The organism is Neorhizobium sp. USDA 3394, from assembly GCF_056280385.1.
Window position 1 is genome coordinate 3,210,484 of the sequence record NZ_JBWCDU010000001.1, and the last position, 25,674, is coordinate 3,236,157.

Here is a 25,674-nt window from a genome sequence, read left to right on the forward strand (position 1 = left end):
GCAGTCGAGCAGTAGCGCAACCCTGACTGGAGATGCCTATGCCGCGTGAATCCTTGTTCGATGCCTTCACCAGGAACTACGAAGCCCGGCGCGAGACAGATATGTCCATCGCCGAGTACCTGGCGCTTTGTAAGAAAGATCCGATGGCCTATGCCAACGCGGCCGAGCGGCTGCTGGCGGCGATCGGCGAACCGCAGATGGTCGATACATCTCGGGATGCCCGGCTCGGCCGGATCTTCATGAACCGCACCATCCGGACCTATCCGGCCTTTGCCGGTTTCTACGGCATGGAAGAGACGATCGAGCGGATCGTTTCCTTCTTCCGGCATGCGGCTCAGGGGCTGGAAGAGCGAAAGCAGATCCTCTACCTGCTCGGCCCGGTCGGCGGCGGCAAGTCTTCGCTCGCCGAGCGGCTGAAGCTGCTGATGGAGGCCAATCCGATCTATGTGCTGAAGGCCGGCGACGAAGTCAGCCCCGTCTTCGAAAGCCCGCTCAACCTCTTCGATCCGGTCACCATGGGACCGATGCTGCTTGAGCAATACGGCGTTCCGACCCGGCGCCTCAGCGGGCTGATGAGCCCCTGGTGCCTGAAACGGCTCGACGAATTCGGCGGCGACATCACCCGCTTCCGGGTCGTACGACTGCAGCCCTCGCGGCTGCGCCAGATCGGGGTCGCCAAGACCGAACCGGGCGACGAGAACAACCAGGACGTCTCCTCGCTGGTCGGCAAGGTCGATATCCGCAAGCTCGAAAACTATTCCCAGAACGACTCGGATGCCTACAGCTATTCCGGCGGCCTCAACCGCGCCAACCAGGGCGTGCTCGAGTTCGTCGAAATGTTCAAGGCGCCGATCAAGATGCTGCATCCGCTTTTGACGGCGACGCAGGAAGGCAATTACATGGGCACCGAGAATATCGGCGCCATTCCCTTCTCCGGCGTCATCCTTGCCCATTCGAACGAGGCGGAATGGCAGAGCTTCAAGGCCAACAAGAACAACGAGGCCTTCATCGACCGTATCTGCGTCATCAAGGTACCCTATTGCCTGCGGGTGGACGAGGAGCAGAAGATCTATGAGAAGCTGATCGAGGGTTCGGAGCTGGCGGATGCCTCCTGCGCGCCGGCGACGCTTGAAATGCTGGCCCGCTTCTCCGTGCTGTCGCGGCTGCGCAAGCACGAGAACTCGACCTTCTTCTCCAAGATGCGCGCCTATAACGGCGAAAGCCTCAAGGAAACCGATCCGCGCGCCCGCAGCGTCCTGGAATATCGGGATGCGGCCGGCGTCGACGAAGGCATGGACGGAATCTCGACACGTTTTGCCTTCAAGGTTCTCGCCTCGACCTTCAACCACGACACGACGGATATCGGCGCCGATCCGGTCCACCTGATGTACGTGCTGGAACAGGCGATCCGCCGCGAGCAATTCCAGGAGGAAACCGAAAAGCGGTATATGGAGTTCATCAAGGCCGACCTTGCGCCGCGTTACGCGGAGTTCATCGGCAACGAGATCCAGAAAGCCTATCTGGAGTCCTATTCGGACTACGGACAGAACCTCTTCGATCGTTACGTCGATTATGCGGATGCCTGGATCGAGGACGTCGATTTCAAGGATCCAGATACCGGGCAGCTTCTCGATCGCGAACTTTTGAACCAGGAACTGACCAAGATCGAAAAGCCGGCGGGCATCGCCAACCCGAAGGATTTCCGCAACGAGATCGTCAAGTTCTGCCTGCGCTCGCGCGCCAACAATGGCGGCAAGAACCCGTCCTGGGGAAGCTACGAGAAGATCCGCGAAGTGATCGAGAAGCGGATGTTCTCCCAGGTCGAGGACCTTCTGCCGGTGATATCCTTCGGTTCCAAGAAGGACGGCGAAACCGAGAAGAAACACAGCGAGTTCGTGTCGCGCATGACGGCGCGCGGCTATACCGAAAGACAGGTTCGCCGTCTGGTGGAGTGGTACATGCGGGTCAAACAGGCAGGTTAGCGTCTGTACTCAATTAGGATCGGGAACGCAGCATGCAAGAAAACCGTTCAGTTCCTTAAACACACAAAGGTGGATTCCATCTCCCTTATTGTGTGTGACGACAGGACGTAGGATTGTGGCATACTGGGTTGTGCGGCGTCCGAAACCTAGTTGAGTACAGACCCTAATGCTCATGCAGGAGCCAACATGCACATCATCGACCGGCGGCTGAACCCGCGCGGTAAAAGTTTGGAAAATCGGCAGCGGTTTCTGCGGCGCGCAAAGGACGCCGTGCAGCAAGCAGTCAGGCGATCCCTGCAAAGCCGCAGTATCCGTGATGTACTGGATGGCGGCGAAGTCAGCCTCCCGATCGGCGGCATGGGCGAGCCGAGTTTTCGCCGGGCCGAAGGCGGGATTACGGACCATGTTCTGCCCGGCAACCGGGCGTTCGTCGAAGGCGATATCATTCCCCGCCCTCCCGGCCAGGGTGCCGGCAGACCCAAGGAAGCCGGCCAGGGCGACGGTGAAGACGGCTTCCGCTTCGTGCTGACGCGCGAGGAATTCCTCTCGGTGTTTCTGGACGACCTCGAACTGCCGGAACTCGCCAAGCGGCGGCTCAGCGAAACCGAGGAGATGAGCCCGGTGCGGGCCGGCTACTCCATTTCCGGCTCTCCTTCCAATCTCTCCATCGACCGGACGACGCGGCTCGCCATGATGCGGCGCATCGCCCTCAAGCGTCCCAAACCCGCAGAGATCGAGGCGCTGCAACGCCAGATCGACGAATGCGAGAACGAAGAGACGCGCCTGTTGCTGGAGGCGGAGCTCAAGTCGCTGACCGAGAGGATCCGTCGCATTCCCTATGTCGATCCGCTGGATGTGCGTTACCGCCGCTTCGACAACGAACCGAAGCCGGTGGCGAAGGCGGTGATGTTCTGCCTGATGGACGTGTCAGGATCGATGTCGGAACATATGAAGGATCTGGCCAAGCGCTTCTACCTGCTGCTCTATCTGTTTCTTTCACAGCGTTACGAGAAGGTGGAAATCGTCTTCATCCGGCACACCGAGAAGGCCGAGGAAGTCGACGAGGACACCTTCTTCTACGGCCAGGCGACCGGCGGCACGCTGGTATCGAGCGCACTTGCAGCGATGCGCTCCATCATCGCCGCACGCTTCGATCCCACCGAATGGAACATCTACGCTGCGCAGGCTTCCGATGGCGACAATTCCTACCGGGACGAGGCGCCGACCGGCCATCTGCTGAAGCACGAGATCCTGCCGCTTTGCCAGTATTTCGCCTATATCGAAGTCGACGAGGAGGGCGGGGATTCGCTGGCCTCCAATTCGCCCCTCTGGCGCCTTTACGAAAGCATCCGACCCAGCGCGGCAACTCTCGCGATGCGCAAGGTCTGCCGCAAGAACGAGATCTTTCCGGTCTTCCACGACCTTTTCCAGAAGCGCTCGAAACAGACGAAGGCGGTTCCATGACCCAAGCGGCTATGCAGAAGGATCGACTGCTCTTCGAGGGTGCCGACTGGGATTTTTCGACCCTTCAGCGCATCCACGACGCGTGCGAGGAGATCGCGATAGGCGAACTCGGGCTCGACGTCTACCCGAACCAGATTGAGGTGATCACCGCCGAGCAGATGCTGGACGCCTATTCATCGACCGGCATGCCGCTGTTCTATCGCCATTGGTCGTTCGGCAAACATTTCGCCCATCACGAGGCCTTCTACCGCCGCGGCATGCGGGATCTCGCCTATGAGATCGTCATCAACTCGTCGCCCTGTATCTCCTACCTGATGGAGGAGAACACCGCGACGATGCAGACCCTGGTGATCGCCCATGCGGCCTTCGGCCATAACCATTTCTTCAAGAACAACTATCTCTTCAAGCTGTGGACGGATGCCGAGGGCATTCTCGACTATCTCGATTTTGCCAAGAGCTATATCGCCCGCTGCGAAGAACGTTACGGCGAAACGGCGGTCGAACGGACCCTGGATGCCGCCCATGCCCTGATGTCACATGGCGTGCACCGTTATGCGGGCAAGACGCGGCTCGACCTGCGTCAGGAAGAAAAGCGCCAGCAGGAACGGCGCGCCCACGAAGAGCAGATGTTCAACGACCTCTGGCGCACCGTGCCGAGCGGCCGCAAGCGCGACGCCGCCGATGTCGATCTCGAGAGGCGGCGTGCGGCGCTCGGCCTGCCGCAGGACAACCTGCTCTATTTCCTCGAAAAGTCCTCCCCCCGTCTGCAGCCGTGGCAGCGGGAAATCCTGCGCATCGTCCGCCACGTGGCGCAATATTTCCACCCGCAGCGCCAGACAAAGGTGATGAACGAGGGGACCGCGACCTATGTCCATTACCAGATCATGGAAAGGCTGCACGACCGCGGGCAGATCAGCGACGGCAACTATTTCGAATTCCTGAAATCCCATACCAATGTCGTGTTCCAGCCGACCTTCGACGACCGGCGCTTCTCTGGCTTCAACCCCTACGCGCTCGGTTTTGCGATGATGCAGGATATCGAGCGGATCGTGACGGATCCGACCGATGAGGACCGCGAATGGTTTCCGGATATCGCCGGCCGCGGAGACCCGATGCAGGTTCTGCGCGGCATCTGGGCCGATTACCGCGATGAGAGCTTCATCAGCCAGTTCCTGAGCCCGCACCTGATCCGCAAATGGCGCCTTTTCCAGCTCTACGATGATCCGCAGATGAGCGAGGGGATACTGGTTTCGGCGATCCACGACGAGCGGGGCTACAAGCGCGTCCGCCGTCAGCTGGCGCGCGAATACGATATCGGCTGGACCGATCCGAGGATCGACATCGTCGATGTCGACCTCGCCGGGGACCGTCGCCTTCTCCTGCAGCACCGGGCGCCGAACGACTGGGTTCTCGAGGACAGCGAAACCAGGCAGGTCCTGCAGCATCTGGCGGATCTCTGGGGTTACGACGTCATGCTGCAGGAAATCGACGGAGCCGAGAAGGTCGTGAAGGAACATGTCGCCCATCCCCGCGAGATCCGTCAAAAGGGCGACCTTTTCGCCTGACGACGGCGCATGAACAAGTCTCAGGCGACTCAGCAGGCCCTGGCGCGCCAACACGTATGGTGTCGCCCTACCGTTCTTCAATTTTGATTGAAGGAAAGGCCGGAGCTCATGCCGGATGGCCAATCGTGATTGGACATCAAAAGCGGTCTGGATCAAATTACAGGCCGGGCGACGGGCATCTATTTGTTCAAATAGGAGGCCGTAATGGAGCAGCGTGCAGTCGATCAGCTGAGGACTATCGCCAGGATAAACCGCAGCTATCCTGACTTCCAGATGTCCAGCAGCGAACGTCTCGAACGGTGGGCCGAGATTCTTGAGCTCAACCCCGATCGATCCCTTTCGACATTTCGGGAAACCGAATATCAGCCGGATGAAATAAGGGCCGCCATGCGCGGCGACGGGACGGCGATTGCCGTAGCCTTCAGCGATCCGGTCCTCCGCGCAGCGGGGATGCGGGACGACACCTATGGGGAAGCCAGACGGTTTTTTGAATTGTCCAACCGACAACTCCACAAACTGGTCTGCTTCTGCCACTTCGGAGCGCATGTGAGCGCAGGTACAGTCGCCCATCAGGTGCGTGCGATCGCCACCCGTAGATCCAGTGGCATACTTGCATACCTGGCTTCTTTCTTCAGAAGGTAGCCTGTATCGGTTTGTAAAACGCAACCGGCGTCTCCTCTGCCGGGACTGTTGCCGATGTCTTGGTTCGGCCGCCTGCCGTTGCGGGAGGCGGCGGGAAACTGGCTGTGTTCTGAGGGTCGAGGCGGCCTGGTCGTCGTTCGCCGGAACTCGGGTGGCGACCTTTCGGGCACTATGGTATCTGGACCAAAGGATCTCTATACGGAGTTCCGGGTTTTCCGGAGATATGCCGCGTGGCGAATTTTAGTATGGATTTGTGTATAGTTGCCGGCAGAAGGCCGGGCTTGCTTGAGCAGACATTGGAAAGTTTCTCCAGTCGCAGCTTTGCACATTTTTCGTTCTCGAACGTCTTCGTGAACATAGATCCGATCTTCGGTACGGAAGAGGATGAAGCCGAGTGCCTGCGCGTGGTCGGCAACTATCTGCCGTCAGCCTCTTTTTTCAGACCCAGCGAGCCGGGTTTTGGCGCTGCGGTCAAGCGTCTCTGGGCTAATACGCGTTCCGACTATGTGTTCCACCTCGAGGATGACTGGGTCGCGCTGACCGACCTCGGCGAGGAGATTTTCGGCCCGTTTTCAGATCCAGGCGTGATGCAGGTTTCCTTTCACACGGCCGATCAGAACTGGAATATCGCAAAGGACGGCCATCTTCACGAGAGGAACGAATATGCGCGGTTCCTGGGCATAAAAGTCCCGCTGTTCAAGACTTTTCCGAAATTCACCACCTCCCCTTCCATTCTTCGGGGCTCGTTCGCCCGGCAGGCTGCAAGCCTGATGGACCCTGCCCGGGATCCGGAAAAACAATTTTATTCCGGCGTCAACGCGGAGCTTGAACGGTTGGCGGCGCCTCACAGGAACTACATTTTCTCTCCCCAGCAGAGACCGGTCATCCGTGACACCGGACGAGAATGGAGAGACAATCGCAAGATCAAGAAAGTCATTGAGAATACGACCTCCTATTGGGTCGAGGAATAGTTGCCGGGCACGTCCGCAGCGGTCGCCGGGCATGCCTTGAAAAGCGCCGCATAGCATGATGCGGCCACGAAATACCCATTAGGCTCACTGGAAGAAGCGGCCCGCGCCGGCGCCCGCTGACGGACGCGCCTCGCTGCCTAAAGCACCACCGTCCGGTTCAGCATTCGGTAACGCTGTGAGTGTACATTAGGCATCGATCAATTTACGCGCGTAACTGGACGCCTGCGAATGAACCATTGCTCCGCCATCGGACCTGATCTGCAAACATCTCACCGCGAACTTCTGCAAGACCTGTTCGAGGACGCTCCGGGACCTACGATCATCAAGGACGGAGAGTCGCGTTTCCTCTTCCTCAACAGCAAGGCATGCGAGATGTTCGGCGTGAACATCGAAGACGTGCTTGGCCACACAGACCACGACTTCTTGCCTGCGGACGAAGCCGATCGAATCCAGAAGGTGGATGCGGGGGTGCTGGCCACCGGCGAGGAACGGCGGTTCGAGGAGGAGGTTACCGGGCCGGATGGTTCGACCCGGACGCTTTTCACGCACAAACGGCGGTCGTTCGTACCAGTGCCCGGTGGAAAGAAACCGGTCGTCGTTGTCGTCATTTCCGACATTACCAAGCTCCGTCATGCCGAACAGGTCCTGCGGGCCAGTGAGGAACACTATCGCTCCCTCGTTGAACTGCATCCGCAAATACCGTGGTTGGCCGACGCAGAAGGGAATGTCATCGAAGTCGGCCCAGGCTGGCAGAACGCTTCCGGACGGGAGATCGGCGAAGCGCTTGGGCGCGGCTGGGAAAAGACTTTGCACGCGAAAGACCTGCCCGAGGTAGTCGCGAGATGGGAGACCGCGGTCAAGACCGGTGCTCCATTCGACATGATCTACAGGATCGGAACGGCGAAAGGGCGGTATCGGTGGTATCGGAACCGTGCGGCACCTCGGCTCGATGCCAACGGGATGGTCGTACGCTGGTATGGTCTCCTCGAGGACGTGCACGACCGCCAGATCGCTCTCAAGGCGCTCCAGTCCAGTGAACGTAGACTGCGCCAGCACCGGGACGAGCTCGAAAAGGTGGTTCTGGCCAGGACGGCGGAAGTTCAGGAAAAGAACATCGAGCTGGACCGCCTTCTGCAGCATGAACGGGGCATCAATGCGCTGCAGCGCCGTTTCGTCGGGATGATCTCGCACGAGTTCCGGACGCCTCTGGCGGTGATCGACGGAGCGGCCCAGCGGCTGACGCGCACGAAGGCAGCCGCGACTCCCCAGTTCCTGGAGGGCAAAGCTCTGCAGATCAAGGGCGCGGTCGCCCGCATGGTCGAGCTGATGGAAAGCATCCTCGCCGCCGGGCGGCTGGAGACAGGGACCATTGCGATCAACAAGCAAGCCGGTTCGCTCGGCTCGATTCTCCGCCACTGCATCGCAAGCCGAGCCGAGATCAGCAAGAGCCACACGATCAGCCATGATCTCGAAGCGCTTCCGGCTCTGCAGATGATCGACGGGGCCGCAATAGAGCGGGTGTTTTCCAATCTGTTGTCAAACGCCGTGAAATATTCGCCTACCGGTTCCAAAATCCGTGTCAGCGGATGGAAGGACGGCCAGCGGGTTCTGGTCAGCGTCAGCGATTCCGGGATCGGCATGGATGCAGACGACCTGCCGAAGCTGTTCGAGCCCTACTTTCGCGCCCGCAGCGCCACCGGTATCGCGGGAACGGGGATCGGTCTCAATATCGTCAAGGAAATCGTGGAATTGCATGGCGGCTCGATCGCGGTCCAGAGCCTTCTGGGCAAGGGCACGACCTTCACGGTGGAGCTGCCCTTCGACGAGGTCAGACAACAGCATTCGGCTTAGGCCGGCGCTGTCACAAGCGGGGGACCTTCACGCGGCGATCGATGAAGCTAGCCAGGATGCAAGCTCGTCGCGCGCCATGGGCTTGCCCACCAGGTAGCCCTGCAGCTGATCGCAACCGGCAATTCGCAGGACGTCCGCTTGATCGACGGATTCAATGCCTTCGGCCGTGACTGGAATCCCGAAAGCCTGGGCCAACGCGATCGTGGCCGCCAGGACGCTCCGGCCGGTGCTGCCGTCATCTATCGCCTGAACCAGGGAACGATCGATCTTCATCCGGTCGAAGCCGAATTCACGAAGCGTGCCGATACTGGCATAACCGGCGCCAAAATCATCAAGAGCAAAGCGGATGCCTGCCGATTTCAGGGCGGTGATGGACCGTCGAGCCTGTTCAGGATTCGACATCAGCACCGCTTCGGTGATCTCCAGTGTCAGCCGCGAAGGATCAAAACCGTCCTCTTTCAAGACGGCGAGCACATCCCCGGCAAAATTGGGGTTGCATAGCTGGATCGGAGAAACATTGACGGACAGGGAGAGCGGAGACCATGCCCGGGACGCCACGATGGACTTCCGAAGCATCTGGAGGCCCAGGGTGTCGATCAATCCACATTTTTCCGCCAGAGGTATGAACGCGTCCGGGCCGATTGCTCCCTCGGCGCGTCTCCACCTAGCCAGCGCCTCCACGCCGGTGATGTCGCCCGAGGCCGCCGAAGCCAGAGGCTGAAAGACCGGCTGGATCTCGTCATTCTGCAGGGCGTGCCGAAGCTCGCTTTCCAAAGCCGCAATCTTCTCGCGCTGGCGGTCAAGATCCGGATGATAGGTGACCGTGCATCCCCTGCCCAATTCCTTCGCTTCATAAAGGGCCATATCCGCCCGGCGAAGAAGTTCGTGAGCACTCCCTGCGTCGTCACGGCAGGCAACGCCGATGCTTGCGCCAATTTCGATCGTGCGGCCTTCGATGAGAAACGGCCTTTTGAGGCGTTCAAGAACTTGATTGTCAAATTCGGCGACCTTCGCGGAGCCGCGCTGAACCAGAGCGAATTCATCACCGCCCAATCGGGCGACACCGACTATGTCTCCATGGATGTCGCGCAGGGCTTCTGCTACCAGCCTGATCAGCTGATCCCCAATCGCATGCCCCCAGGCATCGTTGACTGCCTTGAAGCCGTCGAGATCGATGAGGTGCAAAACCAGCACCTGGCTCTTGTCAGCCTGCATCAACCGGGCCAGTCCCTCGATCAGGCCGAGCCTGTTCAAGAGGCCGCTGAGGCTGTCGTGCGTGGCTTCATGTCGGGCGCGATCCGCCAAGTTCCTCAGGCGCCGCGTTTCTGACCAGCCTGCAAACAGGACACCAACCAGGTAAATGCCGAGGATTGTTATGGCCGCGGCGATAAAGGGGCGCGCCTCGTCAAAAATCGTGTTTCCCGGAGCGGCGCTTGGCCAAGCCAAACGCGCGATCTCAATTCTATCCGCATCCATGAGCGGAAAATTCAGAAGATCGCCCGCCGGACGGTCGGTTATGTGGAGCTCCGGCAGCTGATGTTCCTTGGCCATCTGGGCCACGACATCAGAAGTCAGAGTCTTGAAGAAGCTGAGGACGTAGTAGGTTTGATCCTGGACGTGTGACCCAAACGGCTGAACCGCTTCCGACGCCACCGCGATGATATCATTGCCGTTTTTGAAAAAATTGACGATGGGGTCGATGCCGGGCCGAGCCGCGGCTTCCGTCTGCCCCGGAAATTTCGCACCGAGATATTCGGTCGGGTCGATTATATCGGCTTTGAGGTACGCGATGCTGTTGCCGCCTGCTGGCGCCGTCAGCACTATCCCATCATAGAGCGCGTAGTCCTCACTGGTCTTGCCCCAATTCTCATAAACCCAACCTTCGCGATCCCCTCGCGTTATCGCCTCGTAGGCCTCATCCCAGACGGCGTTGTCCCGTACGGTCGCGGCAAGCTTCTCCTTGAACGATGAAACGGCCGCCTCTGCGGCCAGAATGGCTCTGTTGTCGTCGAGCGCGTTGGCAGAACTGCGCATGCGATCGACCACATGAGCACCTATTCCACCCAGGATCATGGCGACAAGAAGGAGCAGCGAGGTGGCGATGAAAACAGAGTAGCCTTCACGGCTCTCCTTCGGTCGGCGTGCGAGCATGACAGATCCCAGCTTTATTGATTTGCCCAAGGCCGCAGAAGACGTCATGTCCGCATTGCGCTGCACGCATCCACTAGCATGTGCGAATATTAAAAATCACTAAAGTATGTGGTCAACGACTCGTTAATATATCGACAGGGACATCGAAATCCGGAGCAGCAAAACGGTGCAGAGCGCGTTCTCTCGCAACGTCAAACCGGGCTCTCTGGCCTGGAAATCGGGCAGGCCGAGACTTCCGCCGAGCGGGCGGGCTTTCTAGAGGCCTTGCAGGAATTCTTCGGTGGTTGCGAGATGGAGTTGAACGGAAAAGCGGTCTCCCAGAAGTTCGAGCGACGCGTCATGTGTGTCATCCGCTCCGCTGCAGACGGCATCCCGCAGCACGATCACATGGTATCCAAGATCAATGGCGCCAAGCGCTGTGGACAGGACACAAACGTCGGTCTCACCGCCGGTCAGGACGACGGTTTCGATACCCTCCTTCAAGAGCATTCCGTGCAGCCCTCCGCTGACCCAGGGAGAATAAGTCATCTTGTCGAATATGCGCGCTGGAGGCACAAGCGCTTTCAAGGAAGGGATCAGATCGATAAGGCCCGGATCGAGATGCTCGCCTGTCATCATCCGCCACTTTTCATAGTACACCCGCCACATCCCCTCCATTGCTTCGGGCCGGGACGGCGTGACGAACCTCGTAAAGATCGTCTTCTCCGGGTGGCGGCCGGAAAGCTCCTCGATCGATGGCGATACCTGGCGCATCCAGGAGACATGCCAAGGAGTGTCTTCAGCGAAGATCCGCTGCATGTCGATGCAAAGATGGATCCAGTTGCCAGCCATGTCATGCTCCGCGCTCCTCCTGAACGCCCCATCCGGAACGTGGTTCCGGCCGGGACCGCGGAAGGCCGGCTGCCACTATCGGACGTCCGACATTGGCCGCCCCTCGATCGAACGCGAGGGCCGCTTCACGCTCTCACGATTGGTTCGACGCCTTGATGAAATCGATGAAGGCCCGTAGCGGCGCAGGTACCAGCCGCCGGCCGGGATAATAGAGAAACGGGCCGGAAAATTGCTGCCACCATGGCTCGAGTACCGGTTCGAGAGAGCCATTGTCGAGATAGGGCCGCAACCAGTCCTCGAACAGCAACATGATGCCGGTGCCGGCAATCGCCGCCTCGACGGCAAGATCGGTTGCCGCACCTACCTGTACGATCAGCGGCCCCGTGGGATCGATCCGCACCACCTCGCCGTCCCGTTCGAATTCCCAGAGCATCATCGCGCCGCTTGTGAAACGCCCCCGAATACAGGCGTGGCCAAGCAGGTCGCGCGGATGATTGGGGCGGCCATGGCGATCGAGGTAGGCAGGGGATGCCGCTGCCGCGAAGCGCTGCAGGCGCGGACCGATCGGAACCGCGATCATGTCCTGTTCCAGCCGCTCGTCATAGCGGATTCCGGCGTCGCATCCCGCTGCCAGCACGTCGACGAAGCTGTCATCGGCGACGATTTCGAGCCGTATGTCGGGATAGGCTGCGAGGAAGCGCGGGACGATCGCCGGGAGCACCAGACGCGCGGCGCTGACCGGTACATTGAGACGGAGAACACCCGCAGGCTTGTCGCGGAACCTGTTGACCACGTCGAGTGCAGCGTCGACCTCGGTGAGCGCTGGGGTCAACCGGGCCAACAGACCGGCGCCTGCTTCCGTCGGCACAACGCTGCGTGTCGAGCGGTTGAGAAGCCTGACACCGAGTTGCGCCTCGACACGCCGCACCGCCTCGCTCAATCCTGATGCGCTGCCGCCTGTGGTCCGCGCACCCTCGCGGAAACCGCCGGCACGCGCCACTGCCACAAAGGCGTTCAGATCACCCAGATCGATCTTCATTGTTCGAAATCCCGCACGACCCGTACCGATTGTAGCCGATTTTCGTGCGGCCGCTCAAGGTCTATATCCACGTCATCTTGAAAAGGAGAGATCCCATGTCGAATTCAGACCAGGCAGGTACATTCATCCTCGGCGACCGCAACGTGAATCGGCTCGGCTACGGCGCCATGCAGCTTGCGGGCAAGGGCGTCTTCGGCCCGCCGAAGGACCGCGATGCGGCAGTGGCGGTACTGCGCGAAGCGGTCGAGGCTGGCGTCAATCATATCGACACCAGCGACTTTTATGGTCCGCACGTGACCAACCAGATCATCCGCGAAGCACTTCATCCCTACCCCGACGATCTGGTGATCGTGACCAAGATCGGCGCCATGCGCGGCGCTGACGGTTCATGGAACCCGGCATTTTCGGCCGAACAACTGGGGCAGGCTGTGCACGACAACCTGCGCAACCTGGACCTCGACACCCTGGACGTCGTCAATCTGCGTATCATGTTCGATGTCCACGGCCCGGCCGAAGGCTCGATCGAAGAGCCTCTGACGGCTCTGGCGGAGCTGCAGCGCAAGGGCCTGGTCCGCCACATCGGGCTCAGCAACGTCACGCCGGCACAGGTTGCCGAGGGTAAGCGGATCGCCAAGATCGTCTGCGTGCAGAACCAGTACAATCTCGCTCACCGGCAAGACGATGCCATGATCGACGATCTCGCCCGCGATGGCATCGCCTATGTGCCGTTCTTCCCGCTCGGCGGCTTCAGTCCGCTGCAGTCGTCAACGCTGTCGGAGGTTGCCCAGCGCCTGGATGCCACGCCGATGCAGGTTGCACTTGCCTGGCTGCTGCGTCGCGCACCGAACATTCTCCTCATTCCGGGAACCTCGTCCGTGGCCCACCTGCGTGAAAACCTCGCCGCAGCGGAACTGCAGCTGTCGGACGCCGTGATGACCGAGTTGGAAGGCGTCGCCGGCATCCGCTCCGCCTGAATAGGCCCGGCACGGTCCCACCGGGCGTCGAAAAATCGACGCCCGGCATTTGCCTTTACGCGCGCTTTCGCTAAAAGTGAAAAAAAAGCGAACGGAGGGGTGAAGTGTTCATCACGGACCGCCAGACGAAGATCGTCGAACTTGCGAAGTCGGCTGGGCGCGTGCTCGTCGACGACCTGGCGGCGAAGTTCTCGGTAACCTCGCAAACGATCCGCAAAGACCTGAATGATCTGTGCGACAAGCAAATTCTCACGCGGATCCATGGCGGCGCCACTCTTCCCCGCAGCAACGAGAATGTCCGGTATGACGCGCGCAGGCAGATCGCCGCCGCGGAAAAACAGGCGATCGGCGTCGCCGCCGCCAACCTCATTCCGGACAATGCCTCGCTCCTCATCAACATCGGCACCACCACCGAAGCTGTCAGCGAGGCGCTGGTTAATCACCGAGAACTCATGGTGATTACCAATAATATAAACGTTGCCAATAGGTTACGTATTCTCGACGAAATTGAGGTGGTCATCGCCGGTGGCGTCGTTCGTCAATCGGACGGTGGGATTGTCGGTGAAGCCGCGGTCGATTTCATCCGCCAGTTCAAGGTCGACTACGCGATCATCGGCGTTTCGGCGATCGACCCGGATGGGGCTCTTCTCGATTATGACTTCCGCGAAGTGAAAGTTGCCCAGGCGATCATAGCCAATGCCAGGCACGTGATCCTGGTCGCCGACTCGACAAAATTCGAGCGCACCGCCCCCGTGCGGATCGGCCAGATTTCCCAGGTCCAGACCTTTATCACCGACGACTGCACGTCTCCTTCGATCCGGGAGATCTGTCTGCAGAACGGCGTTGCGCTGGTGGAGACTTCGAAGACGAACGCTGAAGTTCATTAGCCTTTCAGTTTCGTTTGACATTCGGAATATTTTCGATTTAATCCGTTTTAAGTTCACAATGCCTAGGGGCTTGCTGCCGTTTCGGATCAGCGAGGGAAATGATGGGTCAAAAAATCCACGATATCTTCGTGATCGGCGGCGGCATCAACGGCTGCGGCATCGCACGCGATGCGGCCGGCCGGGGTTATTCGGTCGCACTAGCGGAGATGGACGATTTTGCCTCGGGCACTTCCTCCGGCGCCACCAAACTCATTCACGGCGGCCTGCGCTATCTCGAACATTACGAATTCAGGCTCGTGCGGGAATCGCTGATGGAGCGCGAAACCCTCTGGGCCATGGCACCGCACATCATCTGGCCGATGCGTTTCGTCCTGCCCTACCACAAGGGAGGGGTTCGCCCCGCATGGCTGATCCGCCTCGGCCTGTTTCTCTATGATCATCTCGGCGGCCGAAAGCTGCTCCCGCCGACCGCGGTGCTCGACATGCGCAGCGACCCGGCAGGAAAGCCCCTGAAGCCGCTTTTTACCAAGGCATTCGAATATTCCGACGGCTGGGTCGACGACGCGCGGATGGTCGTGCTGAACGCGCGCGATGCCGCCGATCGCGGCGCCTTGATCCTGCCGCGGACCCGAGTGGTTGCCGCCCGCCGGGAAGGCGGTCTCTGGACAATCGAGACCGTCGGCGCCAGCACCGGCAGGACCGAGACCTATCAGGCCCGCATGCTTGTGAATGCCGCCGGCCCCTGGGTGGATCAGGTGATCCGCGAGGCGTTCGGTAATAATGACGCCCGCCATGTGCGCCTTGTCCAGGGCAGCCATATCGTCGTAAAGAAGAAATTCGAGGGATCCCGCGCCTATTTCTTTCAGAACCGGGACAATCGCATCATCTTCGCGATCCCTTACGAGAACGACTTCACCCTTATCGGCACGACCGACCGGGACTATTCCGGCAATCCGAGGGATGTGAAAATCTCCGAAGAGGAGACAACCTATCTCTGCAATGCAGCGAGCGAATATTTTCGCGAGCCGGTGCGACCGGCCGACATCGTCTGGACCTATTCGGCAGTTCGCCCGCTTTTCGACGACGGCGCTTCAAAGGCGCAGGAAGCAACCCGCGATTATGTGCTAAAGGTCGATGTCACTCAGGGTGCACCTCTGCTCAACGTCTTCGGCGGCAAATTGACTACCTATCGCCGTCTTTCGGAACATGCGCTGGAGAAGATCGGCGAGGCGATCGGAGCAAAGGGACATTCCTGGACCGCGAAAAGCCATCTGCCCGGCGGCGATTTTGCCGCCCAGGGTTATGAGGAAGAAGTGGTAAAGCTGAAAGCCCGCTATCCGTTTCTGGAGGAAAGGCACGCGCGGCGCCTGGTGCGCCGGTACGGAACCCGCGCTGCGATGATTCTCGGCAGCGCGGCCAGGATGCAGGACCTTGGTCACCACTTCGGTGGCGACCTCTACGAGGCTGAAGTGAAATATCTTGCCGACCGTGAATGGGCCATGAGCGCGGAGGATGTGCTGTGGCGGAGAACCAAAGACGGCCTGCGGCTGACTGAGACGGAAAAACAATATCTGGAGGAGTACATGGCCGCTATACCGGCAAAAATGGCCGGATAAGCGGCATGTGTTCCCAGTGTGAGGAGGCACGGGAACTCGAATGCTGGAAATGCGCAACGTCGCCAAGATGGTGGGGGGTGAATACCATATTCATCCGACCAATCTTGCTTTCGATCGCGGCTCGCTGAACGTGTTGCTCGGCCCGACGCTCTCGGGCAAGACTTCGCTCATGCGATTGATGGCCGGGCTCGACCGTCCCACCAGCGGCTCGGTATACTTCGACGGTGCCGACGTCACCGGCGTTGCGGTGCAAAAACGCAACGTCGCAATGGTCTACCAGCAGTTCATCAACTATCCGGCTTTGACCGTCTACGAAAACATCGCCTCGCCGATGCGGATCGCCGGCAAGGACGCCCCCACCATCGACCGGGAAGTCCGCAAGGCTGCGGAATTGCTCCGGTTGACGCCCTATCTCGATCGGACGCCGCTCAACCTTTCCGGCGGGCAGCAGCAGCGTACGGCGCTCGCCCGCGCACTCGTCAAGAATGCGAGCCTGGTGCTGATGGACGAGCCGCTTGCCAATCTCGACTACAAGCTTCGCGAGGAACTGCGTGAGGAATTGCCGAAGATCTTCGCGCAATCCGGCGCCATCTTCGTTTATGCGACGACCGAACCGTCCGAAGCCTTGTTGCTCGGCGGCAATACCGCAACGCTCTCGGAAGGACGGATCACGCAGTTCGGGCCGACGATCGAGGTCTACCGTCGCCCGGCTGACCTGGTGACAGCCAAGACATTTGCAGATCCCCCACTCAACTTCATCGATGTGGTCAAGTCCGGCGGTTCATTCCGATACCAGGAAGCAGACAGTCTCGCGGTGCCGCCGCATCTTTCCGGCGTGCCGGATGGTCCGGTGACCATCGCCTTTCACCCCCATCACCTGGGACTCACGGCACAGACCGGCAATGCAGCGAGGGTGAAGGCCCAGACACAGATTTCGGAAATCACGGGCTCCGAAAGCTTCGTGCATATGCATTACAACGGTGTGCGCTGGGTCATGCTGGCACCCGGCATCCACGACATCGATCCGGATACGGAAATCGAGCTCTACCTTGATACCCGCCATCTGATGGCTTTCGGAACAGACGGCCGCGCCATCGCGGCGGCGGCTTGAAGGAGGCGGACATGGCACGCATCACGCTCGATCACATCCGCCACGCCTACGGTCCCAACCCGAAATCCGACGCTGCCTATGCGCTGCGTGAGGTGGACCATGAATGGGCCGATGGCGGCGCCTATGCCCTGCTCGGTCCCTCCGGCTGCGGCAAGACCACCTTGCTGAACATCATTTCCGGCCTGCTGCAGCCGTCCCACGGGCGTATCCTCTTCGATGGAAAAGACGTCACCCATCTTTCCACGCAGGAACGCAACATTGCCCAGGTTTTCCAGTTTCCGGTCATCTACGACACGATGACGGTCTACGACAATCTGGCATTTCCCTTGCGCAACAGAGGTATCGCGGAACCGGATGTGGATCGCCGCGTCCGCGAGATGCTGGAGATCATCGATCTCTCCGACTGGTCGAACCGCAAGGCCCAGCGGCTCACGGCCGATCAGAAGCAGAAGATCTCGCTCGGGCGGGGTCTCGTCCGCAACGACGTCAACGCGATCCTCTTCGATGAACCGCTGACCGTCATAGATCCGCATATGAAATGGGTGCTCCGCTCCCAGCTGAAGCGCTTCCACAAGCAATTCGGCTTCACCATGGTGTATGTCACCCACGACCAGACGGAGGCGCTTACCTTCGCCGACAAGGTGGTCGTCATGTACGATGGCGAGATCGTCCAGATCGGCACGCCCGCCGAACTCTTCGAGAGGCCCAGCCATACATTCGTCGGTTATTTCATCGGCTCGCCGGGCATGAACGTGATACCCGCCGAGATCCATGGAAGTACGATCAAGCTCGAAGCCGGGACGATCGCCCTGGATTATGCGCCGAAGCTTGCTGCAGGTGGCAGGATCGAACTGGGCATCCGGCCGGAATTCATCCGCATCGGCCGGGAGGGCATTCCTGTCACGGTGACGCGCATCGAAGACATCGGACGGCGCAGGATCGTTCGCGCAAGCCTTGGGGGGCAGCCGATCGCGATCGTCGTTTCCGAGGATGCGGAGGTTCCGGCAGAGCCTCGCGTCACCTTCGACCCCGTTGCGCTGAACATCTATGCCAATTCATGGCGCGTTGGCAGGGAGGCCTGAACCATGGAAAAGACGTGGAACAACAAAGCCTGGTTTCTGGTGCTTCCCGTGCTGCTGCTGGTCGCCTTCTCGGCGGCCATTCCGCTGATGACCGTGGTGAACTATTCGGTCCAGGATACGTTCGGCAACAACGCCTTCTTCTGGGCCGGCACCGACTGGTTCGACGATATCCTGCATTCGGCCCGCTTCTGGGAAGCCCTGCAGCGCAATCTGCTTTTCTCCTTCATCATTCTTGCGCTTGAAATCCCGCTCGGCATCTTCATCGCACTGAACATGCCGAAGAAGGGTCTCGGCGTGCCGGTCTGCCTGGTGCTGATGGCCCTTCCGCTTCTTATCCCGTGGAACGTCGTCGGCACGATCTGGCAGGTCTTCGGGCGCGTCGACATCGGCCTCCTCGGCCACACGCTGGCGGCACTCGGCATCGATTACAACTACGTCCGCGATCCCCTGGACGCCTGGATCACCGTCGTCGTCATGGATGTGTGGCACTGGACGAGCCTCGTCGTGCTGCTGTGCTACGCCGGTCTCGTCTCCATTCCGGACGCCTATTATCAGGCCGCCAAGATCGATGGCGCCTCGCGGTGGTCTGTCTTCCGCTACATCCAGCTGCCGAAGATGAAGCGGGTGCTGCTGATCGCCGTCCTGCTGCGCTTCATGGATAGTTTCATGATCTACACGGAGCCTTTCGTGGTCACGGGCGGGGGCCCGGGCAATTCCACGACCTTCCTGTCGATCGATCTCGTCAAGACGGCGGTCGGCCAGTTCGATCTCGGTCCGGCCGCCGCCATGTCGATCGTCTACTTCCTGATCATCCTGCTGCTGTCATGGATCTTCTACACCGTGATGACCAGCAGCGATGCAGACAATTGAAGGAGGGAGAAGAACCATGGCAAAAACAATCAAATACAAGCCTGCGGGCAACCTCTCCTGGCTGGTTTCGACGATCTACATCATCTTCCTGCTGCTGCCGATCTACTGGCTCGTCAACATGAGCTTCAAGGAGAATTCCGAGATCACCGGAGCCTTCTCGCTCTGGCCGCAGAACCCGACGATCAGGAACTACATGGTGATCTTCACGGACCCTTCCTGGTACAACGGCTATATCAATTCAATCATCTATGTGGCCCTGAACACCACGATCTCGGTTCTGGCGGCATTGCCGGCTGCCTATGCCTTTTCGCGCTATCGGTTCCTCGGCGACAAACATCTGTTCTTCTGGCTGCTCACCAACCGCATGGCGCCGCCCGCCGTCTTCGCCCTGCCCTTCTTCCAACTCTATTCCGCCTTCGGTCTCATCGACACGCATATCGCGGTCGCCCTTGCCCACTGCCTGTTCAACGTGCCGCTTGCCGTCTGGATCCTGGAAGGCTTCATGTCGGGCGTACCGAAGGAAATCGACGAGACCGCCTATATCGACGGCTATTCGTTCCCGCGGTTCTTCGTGAAGATCTTCATGCCGCTGATCGCATCGGGCATCGGCGTCGCGGCCTTCTTCTGCTTCATGTTTTCCTGGGTGGAACTGCTGCTTGCCCGGACGCTGACGACCACGGCCGCCAAGCCTATTTCAGCCATCATGACGCGCACCGTCTCGGCGTCCGGCATGGACTGGGGTGTGCTGGCAGCCGCCGGCGTGCTGACCATCGTTCCCGGCGCACTCGTCATCTATTTCGTTCGAAACTACATCGCCAAGGGCTTTGCCCTCGGCCGGGTCTGACAAGGAGGAACCACGCATGAGCTTTTCATGGATGGCCTGGACACTGCCGACGGCCCTGTTCTTTCTGACGATCCTCGCTCTGCTCATCGGCATGAGCATCTGGGAATATTTCGCGCCGGGCGGTTCGCCCAGGGTCGGCATCCTGCGTTTCGAGACGACGCGGGGAGATCGGCTCTTCATCTCGCTGCTCGGCGCGGCATTCATTCATCTCGCATGGCTGGGGCTTATCGGCCCCAACCTGTGGTGGGCTCTTGCCCTGGCAGTGGTCTACGCAATCGGCGTCTTCCGCTTCGTCTGAAAGGCAAGCTGAAAAGGTGGCGGGAGAACCGCCACTCGGTACGAAATGGCAATCGCAACACTCTGGGAGGATAAAATGCGACGGCATCTTATGACAACGACGGCAGCGGTGCTGCTGGCTCTGACCGGCTCCGCCTATGCCGGTATGGATGAGGCAAAGCAATTCCTCGACAAGGAAGTCGGCGAACTCTCGACCCTTGCCCGCGCCGAGCAGGAAAAGGAGATGCAATGGTTCATCGATGCGGCAAAACCGCTTGCCGGCCTGGATATCAAGGTCGTCTCCGAAACGATCACCACGCATGAATACGAATCGAAGGTGCTGGCTCCGGCCTTCACCGCTATCACCGGCATCAAGGTCAGCCATGACCTGATCGGCGAAGGCGACGTGGTTGAAAAGCTGCAGACCCAGATGCAATCGGGCGAGAACATCTATGACGCTTACGTCAACGATTCCGACCTGATCGGCACGCATTGGCGTTACCAGCAGGCCCGCTCGCTCACCGACTGGATGGCGGGCGAAGGCAAGGACGTGACCAACCCCGGCCTCGACCTCCAGGACTTCATCGGCCTGAAGTTCACGACCGCACCGGACAAGAAGCTCTACCAGCTGCCGGACCAGCAGTTCGCCAACCTCTACTGGTTCCGCTACGACTGGTTCAACGACGCCAAGAACAAGGCCGACTTCAAGGCCAAGTATGGCTACGAGCTCGGCGTGCCGGTCAACTGGTCGGCCTATGAGGATATTGCCGAGTTCTTCACCGGTCGCGACGTGGGCGGCAAGAAGGTCTATGGTCACATGGACTACGGCAAGAAGGATCCTTCGCTCGGCTGGCGCTTCACCGATGCCTGGCTCTCCATGGCAGGCAACGGCGACAAGGGCCTTCCGAACGGCCTGCCGGTCGACGAATGGGGCATCAAGGTCAACGAAAAGTCGCAGCCGGTCGGCTCCTGCGTCGCACGCGGCGGCGATACCAACGGCCCCGCCGCCGTCTATTCGATCCAGAAGTATCTCGACTGGATGAAGGCCTATGCGCCGGCCGCCGCACAGGGCATGACCTTCTCGGAGTCCGGACCGGTGCCGGCTCAGGGCGAGATCGCCCAGCAGATGTTCATGTACACGGCCTTCACCGCCGACATGGTAAAGCCCGGCCTGCCCGTCATGAACCAGGACGGTACGCCCAAATGGCGTTTCGCGCCATCTCCGCATGGCGTCTACTGGAAGGACGGCATGAAGCTCGGCTATCAGGACGTCGGCTCCTGGACGCTGATGAAGTCCACGCCCACCAACCGCGCCAAGGCGGCCTGGCTCTATGCCCAGTTCGTCACCTCGAAGACGGTGGACGTGAAGAAGAGCCATGTCGGCCTCACCTTGATCCGCGAGAGCACCATCCGGCACAAGAGCTTCACGGACCGCGCCCCGAAGCTCGGCGGCCTGATCGAGTTCTATCGTTCCCCGGCCCGCGTCCAGTGGTCGCCGACCGGCACGAACGTTCCTGACTATCCGAAGCTCGCGCAGCTCTGGTGGCAGGCGATCGGCGATGCGTCCTCGGGCGCCAAGACCGCCCAGGCGGCGATGGACTCGCTTTGCTCAGAGCAGGAAAAGGTCCTCCAGCGCCTGGAACGTGCCAAGGTCCAGGGCGACATGGGACCGGCCCTCGCCGAGGAACGCGATCTTGCATACTGGAACAAGGACGCGGTCGCCAAGGGCAACCTCGCTCCGCAGCTCAAGGTCGCCAACGAGAAGGAAAAGCCCGTCACCGTCAACTACGACGAGCTCGTAAAGAGCTGGGCTGACGCCAAGAAGTAAGCCGGTTCGCCGGGCGCTCAACGCGCCCGGCGGCCACCGACTGCCAGGTCTCTGTCGCCGGCGCCGCCTCAGCTTGGATAGACTGCCTGCCGCAGTTCACAGTTGCCGTTTCTTCCTGAACGCAGCCCACACCGTATCCGCGGACAGCATCGCCGTATTGGCGTCAGTCCGGTAGTTGCTTACGGAAACCCGCATGCGACGCTACCTCATGATTGCCAAGCTCACCGACATTGATCCATAGCTGTGGGCCGACATCCTCGCGCCCGCAGAAACGCGGATCCGTGGGGCGGAGCAATTGCCTCCGTGGACCTGAACGTCCATAACTCTGCAACCGAGCAGGGTAACCCGCCACCTTCACGTTCCATCGTTGGTGGAACTCGGAATCTGGATATCAGTAATGACTACAATTGACGAATTAGTCGCATTGCAGGACATTCCAGAAATAGATGCGATTCTACGGCGCGCTTCAGCTCTTTCGCTTTGTGATTCGGTCTACGAAATTTTCCGGTCAAGGTACACCTTGGCTCATCACGAGCGGAAGGCGGGTATCTCGAACCCTCAACCATACGTCTTCCGTGAGAGTTCGCTATTCTGCTGGATCAAAATCGCAAATCCGGAAGCTACAGATGGTGAAATCATAGACGGGTACGAACTCATAGACCGTTTACAGAGGGCCTATGGTGACTGTACAGAAGTGATTACCCATCAAGTAGGTACACAAGTTCCCATTCCTACGAGAGCGTCGATGGTTGTCCAATTGTTGCAGAGCAGATTTCCAATGTTCAGCGAGAAGACACTCGAGAAGTTCAGTTGGGATTGGCTGATCGCGAACCGGTGAGATGCCCCCAACTCGCCCATTCTTGATCGCGCCGAACCTACCTGCGGCTCTCACGATAGTTACCCTCCTTCAGGCTGAAGGGTAGCTGCAGCATGTGATGAAAAGCTGGAGCGGGTGAAGGGAATCGAACCCTCGTATTCAGCTTGGGAAGCTGCTGCTCTACCATTGAGCTACACCCGCGTCGGTCTGCAGACTTCCAACAGACGGCATCGCCTGTCAAGCCGGAGGTGGCGTCAGGCGCGAAAATGCTTGGACAGTTTCAGTCCCTGCGCCTGATAGTTGGAGCCGAGGCCGGCGCCGTACATGCCCTCGGGTTTTTCCAGCATGTGCTCGTAGACCAGACGGCCGACGATCTGGCCGTCTTCGAGGATGAACGGCACTTCGTGGCTGCGCACTTCGAGCACGGCACGACTGCCACGCCCGCCCGCCGCCTCGTGGCCGAAGCCCGGATCGAAGAAACCGGCATAGTGGACGCGGAATTCGCCGACCAGCGGATCGAAGGGCGTCATCTCGGCCGCATAAAGCGGCGGCACATGCACCGCCTCGCGCGAGACCAGGATATAGAATTCGTCCGGATCGAGGATCAGTTCGCTGCGGCCGCGACTGTAAAGCGGCTCCCAGAAATCGAAGATGTCATGCTGCGCCTTCTTGTCGACATCGACGACGGCCGTGTGGTGTTTGCCGCGATAGCCGATCAGGCCGACGCTGTCGCCGGAAAGATCGATCGAAAGGGCGATGCCGCCACCCGATACATTCGGCTTGGCGGACGCGACCAGGGTTTCGGTGTTATGGAGTTGCAGAAGGTCCGGCTCGCCAAGCAGCGCATTGCCGACCCGGAACCGGATCTGCGACAGGCGCGAACCGCGGCGCACGACGATGGGGAAAGTACGGGGCGAGATTTCGAGATAGAGCGGGCCGGAATAACCGGCGGGGATCTTGTCGAATTCCTGGGCGTAGTCGGTGATGACGCGGGTAAAGATATCGAGCCGGCCGGTGGAGCTTTTCGGGTTGGCCGAGGCCGACATGTTTGCCGGCAGGTCGAGCCGTTCCATCAGCGGCACGATATAGACGCAGCCGGTTTCCAGCACCGCGGCTTCGGAGAGATCGATGACGTGCAGCTTGAGGCGATCGAGCTTGTCGGAAACCAGGCTCGTCGGCCCCGGCATGAAGCTCGCGCGGACGCGAAACGCCTTGGCGCCCAGGCGCAGGTCGAGGCTTGCCGGCTGGATCTGGTCGAGGTCGAGCTCGCGCTCGGAGATCAGCCGTCCACTGTCGAAAAGCGCCGCGATCGCGCGGTCCGCCAAAATTCCTGTTTCGCGAGCCATCATGTCTCTCTCAAGTTTTCGAGGCGACAAAACCAAATGCGAGCCATTGACGCAAGCGGGGCGTGGCGCTATGCCACTTTTATCCCGTGGTGATTTGGCCGGTCGGCTTGCAGCCACGTTAAATAAGTGGCTAAAAAGACCGGGTGCGAAACCGGTCTGCTTATGCGACCGGTTTTTTTGTTCTGAATGGGGAACACGCATGACTAACAAATGGCGCCCGGCAACCCAGCTCGTACACGGCGGCACGTTGCGCTCGCAATATGGCGAAACCTCGGAAGCGATCTTCCTGACGCAGGGTTTCGTCTATGACACGTCGGAAGCGGCCGAAGCCCGCTTCAAGGGCGAGACCGACGGCTTCATCTACGCCCGTTACGGCAGCCCGACCAACGACATGTTCGAAAAGCGCATGTGCATGCTGGAAGGCGCCGAAGACGCCCGCGCCACCGCCTCTGGCATGGCTGCCGTCACCGCCGCGATCCTCTGCCAGCTGAAGGCCGGCGACCATATCGTCGCTGCCCGCGCCCTCTTCGGCTCCTGCCGCTGGGTGGTCGAGACGCTCGCCCCGAAATACGGCATCGAATGCACGCTGGTCGACGGACGCTTCCTGGAAAACTGGGAAAAGGCGATCACGCCGAAGACCAAGGTCTTCTTCCTGGAAAGCCCGACCAACCCGACGCTCGAAGTGGTCGACATTGCCGGCGTCGCCAGGCTCGCCAACCAGATCGGCGCCAAGGTCGTGGTCGACAACGTGTTTGCGACCCCGCTTTTCCAGAAGCCGCTGGAGCTCGGCGCGCATATCGTCGTCTATTCGGCGACCAAGCATATCGACGGCCAGGGCCGCTGCCTCGGCGGCGTCGTGCTGTCCGACAAGGCCTGGATCGACGAGAACCTGCACGACTATTTCCGCCATACCGGCCCGGCCATGTCGCCGTTCAATGCCTGGACGCTGCTGAAGGGCATCGAGACCCTGCCGCTGCGCGTCAAGCAGCAGACGGAGAGCGCCTCGAAGATCGCCGACTTCCTCGCCGACCAGAACCAGGTCGCAAAAGTGATCTATCCGGGCCGCAAGGACCATCCGCAGGCCGATATCATCGCCAGGCAGATGACGGGAGGCTCGACGCTGGTGTGCTTCGAGCTGAAGGGAGGCAAGGAAGCGGCCTTCAAGCTGCAGAACGCGCTGGAGATCGTGCAGATTTCCAACAATCTCGGCGACGCCAAGAGCCTGATCACCCATCCGGCAACGACGACGCACAAGAACCTCACGGATGAGGCCCGCGCCGAACTCGGCATCTCGCCCGGCACCGTGCGCCTGTCTGCCGGTATCGAGGATACCGATGACCTGATCGAGGATTTCGCCCGGGCGCTTTCCCAGGCGGGCATGTAAGCGTTCGCTTTCCGGGATGGTGGATCGACCAGGAGATTCACCATCCCGATTATCCTTAACTTCAACAAATGCTCACACTCGGTTGTTCAAACCGCGAGATTTCTTGACGTTGCGGCCCCCCTGTACAATATCGAAGCAGTGAG

General features: G+C 60.0%; 21 protein-coding genes, 1 tRNA gene and 1 riboswitch. Of the genes, 17 read left to right on the forward strand and 5 right to left on the reverse strand.

Going from position 1 to position 25,674, the window contains the following annotated elements:
- Positions 1-38: 38 nt before the first annotated feature.
- The 6 genes from ACZ9EJ_RS15820 to ACZ9EJ_RS15845 all read left to right on the forward strand — a co-directional run bounded on the left by ACZ9EJ_RS15820 (position 39) and on the right by ACZ9EJ_RS15845 (position 8,475).
- Entirely contained in the window at positions 39-1,982 is a 1,944-nt protein-coding gene (locus ACZ9EJ_RS15820; RefSeq protein ID WP_046628145.1) for a PrkA family serine protein kinase, read from the forward strand.
- A 186-nt stretch (positions 1,983-2,168) separates the two neighbouring features.
- Entirely contained in the window at positions 2,169-3,446 is a 1,278-nt protein-coding gene (locus ACZ9EJ_RS15825; protein ID WP_046641978.1) for a YeaH/YhbH family protein, read from the forward strand.
- Positions 3,443-5,011 (forward strand): SpoVR family protein, encoded by a 1,569-nt coding sequence (locus ACZ9EJ_RS15830; RefSeq protein ID WP_046628135.1) that lies wholly within the window; start codon positions 3,443-3,445, stop codon positions 5,009-5,011. The genes ACZ9EJ_RS15825 and ACZ9EJ_RS15830 overlap by 4 nt, the downstream gene beginning before the upstream one ends.
- A 204-nt stretch (positions 5,012-5,215) precedes the next feature.
- Positions 5,216-5,653, forward strand: a complete 438-nt coding sequence (locus tag ACZ9EJ_RS15835; RefSeq protein WP_046641977.1) for a hypothetical protein — start codon at positions 5,216-5,218, stop codon at positions 5,651-5,653.
- Between the two features lie 281 nt (positions 5,654-5,934).
- A complete protein-coding gene (locus tag ACZ9EJ_RS15840; protein WP_251089477.1) occupies positions 5,935-6,624 on the forward strand; it encodes a hypothetical protein in 690 nt (229 codons plus the stop codon).
- A 228-nt stretch (positions 6,625-6,852) separates the two neighbouring features.
- On the forward strand, positions 6,853-8,475 hold the full coding sequence (locus tag ACZ9EJ_RS15845) for a sensor histidine kinase (protein WP_052764689.1): 1,623 nt from the start codon (positions 6,853-6,855) through the stop codon (positions 8,473-8,475).
- 27 nt (positions 8,476-8,502) lie between these two features.
- Here ACZ9EJ_RS15845 and ACZ9EJ_RS15850 read toward each other — a convergent pair whose 3' ends face one another.
- The 3 genes from ACZ9EJ_RS15850 to ACZ9EJ_RS15860 all read right to left on the reverse strand — a co-directional run bounded on the left by ACZ9EJ_RS15850 (position 8,503) and on the right by ACZ9EJ_RS15860 (position 12,496).
- Positions 8,503-10,626, reverse strand: a complete 2,124-nt coding sequence (locus ACZ9EJ_RS15850; protein ID WP_046641975.1) for a bifunctional diguanylate cyclase/phosphodiesterase — start codon at positions 10,624-10,626, stop codon at positions 8,503-8,505.
- 255 nt (positions 10,627-10,881) lie between these two features.
- The gene (locus ACZ9EJ_RS15855) at positions 10,882-11,457 is read right to left on the reverse strand and encodes a cysteine hydrolase family protein (protein WP_046641974.1); all 576 of its coding nucleotides are present in this window, start codon (positions 11,455-11,457) and stop codon (positions 10,882-10,884) included.
- Between the two features lie 133 nt (positions 11,458-11,590).
- Complete coding sequence (locus tag ACZ9EJ_RS15860) at positions 11,591-12,496, reverse strand: LysR family transcriptional regulator (RefSeq protein WP_046641972.1); 906 nt, start codon at positions 12,494-12,496, stop codon at positions 11,591-11,593.
- A 95-nt stretch (positions 12,497-12,591) separates the two neighbouring features.
- On the opposite strand from ACZ9EJ_RS15860, the gene ACZ9EJ_RS15865 reads away from it, so the two are divergent.
- The 10 genes from ACZ9EJ_RS15865 (at position 12,592) to ACZ9EJ_RS15910 (ending at position 22,822) form a co-directional block, all read left to right on the forward strand.
- On the forward strand, positions 12,592-13,470 hold the full coding sequence (locus ACZ9EJ_RS15865) for an aldo/keto reductase family oxidoreductase (protein ID WP_046628126.1): 879 nt from the start codon (positions 12,592-12,594) through the stop codon (positions 13,468-13,470).
- A gap of 104 nt (positions 13,471-13,574) precedes the next feature.
- A complete protein-coding gene (locus ACZ9EJ_RS15870) occupies positions 13,575-14,357 on the forward strand; it encodes a DeoR/GlpR family DNA-binding transcription regulator (RefSeq protein ID WP_046641971.1) in 783 nt (260 codons plus the stop codon).
- Positions 14,358-14,458: 101 nt separating this feature from the next.
- A complete protein-coding gene (gene glpD, locus ACZ9EJ_RS15875) occupies positions 14,459-15,973 on the forward strand; it encodes a glycerol-3-phosphate dehydrogenase (protein ID WP_046628124.1) in 1,515 nt (504 codons plus the stop codon).
- Between the two features lie 40 nt (positions 15,974-16,013).
- Positions 16,014-17,084, forward strand: a complete 1,071-nt coding sequence (locus ACZ9EJ_RS15880; RefSeq protein WP_046628123.1) for an ABC transporter ATP-binding protein — start codon at positions 16,014-16,016, stop codon at positions 17,082-17,084.
- An 11-nt stretch (positions 17,085-17,095) separates the two neighbouring features.
- Positions 17,096-18,166 carry an ABC transporter ATP-binding protein gene (locus ACZ9EJ_RS15885; RefSeq protein ID WP_046628121.1) on the forward strand — a complete coding sequence of 357 codons (1,071 nt, stop codon included), beginning with the start codon at positions 17,096-17,098 and terminating at the stop codon, positions 18,164-18,166.
- A 3-nt stretch (positions 18,167-18,169) separates the two neighbouring features.
- Positions 18,170-19,036 carry a carbohydrate ABC transporter permease gene (locus ACZ9EJ_RS15890; RefSeq protein ID WP_046628119.1) on the forward strand — a complete coding sequence of 289 codons (867 nt, stop codon included), beginning with the start codon at positions 18,170-18,172 and terminating at the stop codon, positions 19,034-19,036.
- A 16-nt stretch (positions 19,037-19,052) separates the two neighbouring features.
- The gene (locus ACZ9EJ_RS15895; RefSeq protein WP_046628117.1) at positions 19,053-19,880 is read left to right on the forward strand and encodes a carbohydrate ABC transporter permease; all 828 of its coding nucleotides are present in this window, start codon (positions 19,053-19,055) and stop codon (positions 19,878-19,880) included.
- A gap of 16 nt (positions 19,881-19,896) precedes the next feature.
- The gene (locus ACZ9EJ_RS15900; RefSeq protein ID WP_046603202.1) at positions 19,897-20,178 is read left to right on the forward strand and encodes a DUF2160 domain-containing protein; all 282 of its coding nucleotides are present in this window, start codon (positions 19,897-19,899) and stop codon (positions 20,176-20,178) included.
- A 75-nt stretch (positions 20,179-20,253) separates the two neighbouring features.
- Positions 20,254-21,984 (forward strand): ABC transporter substrate-binding protein, encoded by a 1,731-nt coding sequence (locus ACZ9EJ_RS15905; protein WP_046628115.1) that lies wholly within the window; start codon positions 20,254-20,256, stop codon positions 21,982-21,984.
- A 397-nt stretch (positions 21,985-22,381) separates the two neighbouring features.
- Positions 22,382-22,822 (forward strand): hypothetical protein, encoded by a 441-nt coding sequence (locus tag ACZ9EJ_RS15910; RefSeq protein ID WP_046628113.1) that lies wholly within the window; start codon positions 22,382-22,384, stop codon positions 22,820-22,822.
- A gap of 106 nt (positions 22,823-22,928) precedes the next feature.
- Here ACZ9EJ_RS15910 and ACZ9EJ_RS15915 read toward each other — a convergent pair.
- Both ACZ9EJ_RS15915 and ACZ9EJ_RS15920 read right to left on the reverse strand, forming a co-directional pair.
- A tRNA-Gly gene (locus ACZ9EJ_RS15915) sits at positions 22,929-23,002 on the reverse strand.
- Between the two features lie 53 nt (positions 23,003-23,055).
- Positions 23,056-24,150: a 2'-deoxycytidine 5'-triphosphate deaminase gene (locus ACZ9EJ_RS15920; RefSeq protein ID WP_046639825.1), complete on the reverse strand. Its 1,095-nt coding sequence runs from the start codon at positions 24,148-24,150 to the stop codon at positions 23,056-23,058.
- 73 nt (positions 24,151-24,223) lie between these two features.
- A riboswitch (SAM riboswitch) is annotated at positions 24,224-24,302 on the forward strand.
- Positions 24,303-24,346: 44 nt separating this feature from the next.
- Here ACZ9EJ_RS15920 and ACZ9EJ_RS15925 point away from each other — a divergent pair.
- Positions 24,347-25,531 (forward strand): O-succinylhomoserine sulfhydrylase, encoded by a 1,185-nt coding sequence (locus ACZ9EJ_RS15925; RefSeq protein WP_046639824.1) that lies wholly within the window; start codon positions 24,347-24,349, stop codon positions 25,529-25,531.
- Positions 25,532-25,674 lie beyond the last annotated feature (143 nt).

Coding starts and splice junctions, on each gene's coding strand:
- ACZ9EJ_RS15820 (WP_046628145.1), top strand. CDS start 39: ATGCCGCGTGAATCCTTGTTCGATGCCTTCACCAGGAACTACGAAGCC.
- ACZ9EJ_RS15825 (WP_046641978.1), top strand. CDS start 2,169: ATGCACATCATCGACCGGCGGCTGAACCCGCGCGGTAAAAGTTTGGAA.
- ACZ9EJ_RS15830 (WP_046628135.1), top strand. CDS start 3,443: ATGACCCAAGCGGCTATGCAGAAGGATCGACTGCTCTTCGAGGGTGCC.
- ACZ9EJ_RS15835 (WP_046641977.1), top strand. CDS start 5,216: ATGGAGCAGCGTGCAGTCGATCAGCTGAGGACTATCGCCAGGATAAAC.
- ACZ9EJ_RS15845 (WP_052764689.1), top strand. CDS start 6,853: ATGAACCATTGCTCCGCCATCGGACCTGATCTGCAAACATCTCACCGC.
- ACZ9EJ_RS15850 (WP_046641975.1), bottom strand. CDS start 10,626: ATGCTCGCACGCCGACCGAAGGAGAGCCGTGAAGGCTACTCTGTTTTC.
- ACZ9EJ_RS15855 (WP_046641974.1), bottom strand. CDS start 11,457: ATGGCTGGCAACTGGATCCATCTTTGCATCGACATGCAGCGGATCTTC.
- ACZ9EJ_RS15860 (WP_046641972.1), bottom strand. CDS start 12,496: ATGAAGATCGATCTGGGTGATCTGAACGCCTTTGTGGCAGTGGCGCGT.
- ACZ9EJ_RS15865 (WP_046628126.1), top strand. CDS start 12,592: ATGTCGAATTCAGACCAGGCAGGTACATTCATCCTCGGCGACCGCAAC.
- glpD (WP_046628124.1), top strand. CDS start 14,459: ATGGGTCAAAAAATCCACGATATCTTCGTGATCGGCGGCGGCATCAAC.
- ACZ9EJ_RS15880 (WP_046628123.1), top strand. CDS start 16,014: ATGCTGGAAATGCGCAACGTCGCCAAGATGGTGGGGGGTGAATACCAT.
- ACZ9EJ_RS15885 (WP_046628121.1), top strand. CDS start 17,096: ATGGCACGCATCACGCTCGATCACATCCGCCACGCCTACGGTCCCAAC.
- ACZ9EJ_RS15890 (WP_046628119.1), top strand. CDS start 18,170: ATGGAAAAGACGTGGAACAACAAAGCCTGGTTTCTGGTGCTTCCCGTG.
- ACZ9EJ_RS15895 (WP_046628117.1), top strand. CDS start 19,053: ATGGCAAAAACAATCAAATACAAGCCTGCGGGCAACCTCTCCTGGCTG.
- ACZ9EJ_RS15900 (WP_046603202.1), top strand. CDS start 19,897: ATGAGCTTTTCATGGATGGCCTGGACACTGCCGACGGCCCTGTTCTTT.
- ACZ9EJ_RS15905 (WP_046628115.1), top strand. CDS start 20,254: ATGCGACGGCATCTTATGACAACGACGGCAGCGGTGCTGCTGGCTCTG.
- ACZ9EJ_RS15910 (WP_046628113.1), top strand. CDS start 22,382: ATGACTACAATTGACGAATTAGTCGCATTGCAGGACATTCCAGAAATA.
- ACZ9EJ_RS15920 (WP_046639825.1), bottom strand. CDS start 24,150: ATGATGGCTCGCGAAACAGGAATTTTGGCGGACCGCGCGATCGCGGCG.
- ACZ9EJ_RS15925 (WP_046639824.1), top strand. CDS start 24,347: ATGACTAACAAATGGCGCCCGGCAACCCAGCTCGTACACGGCGGCACG.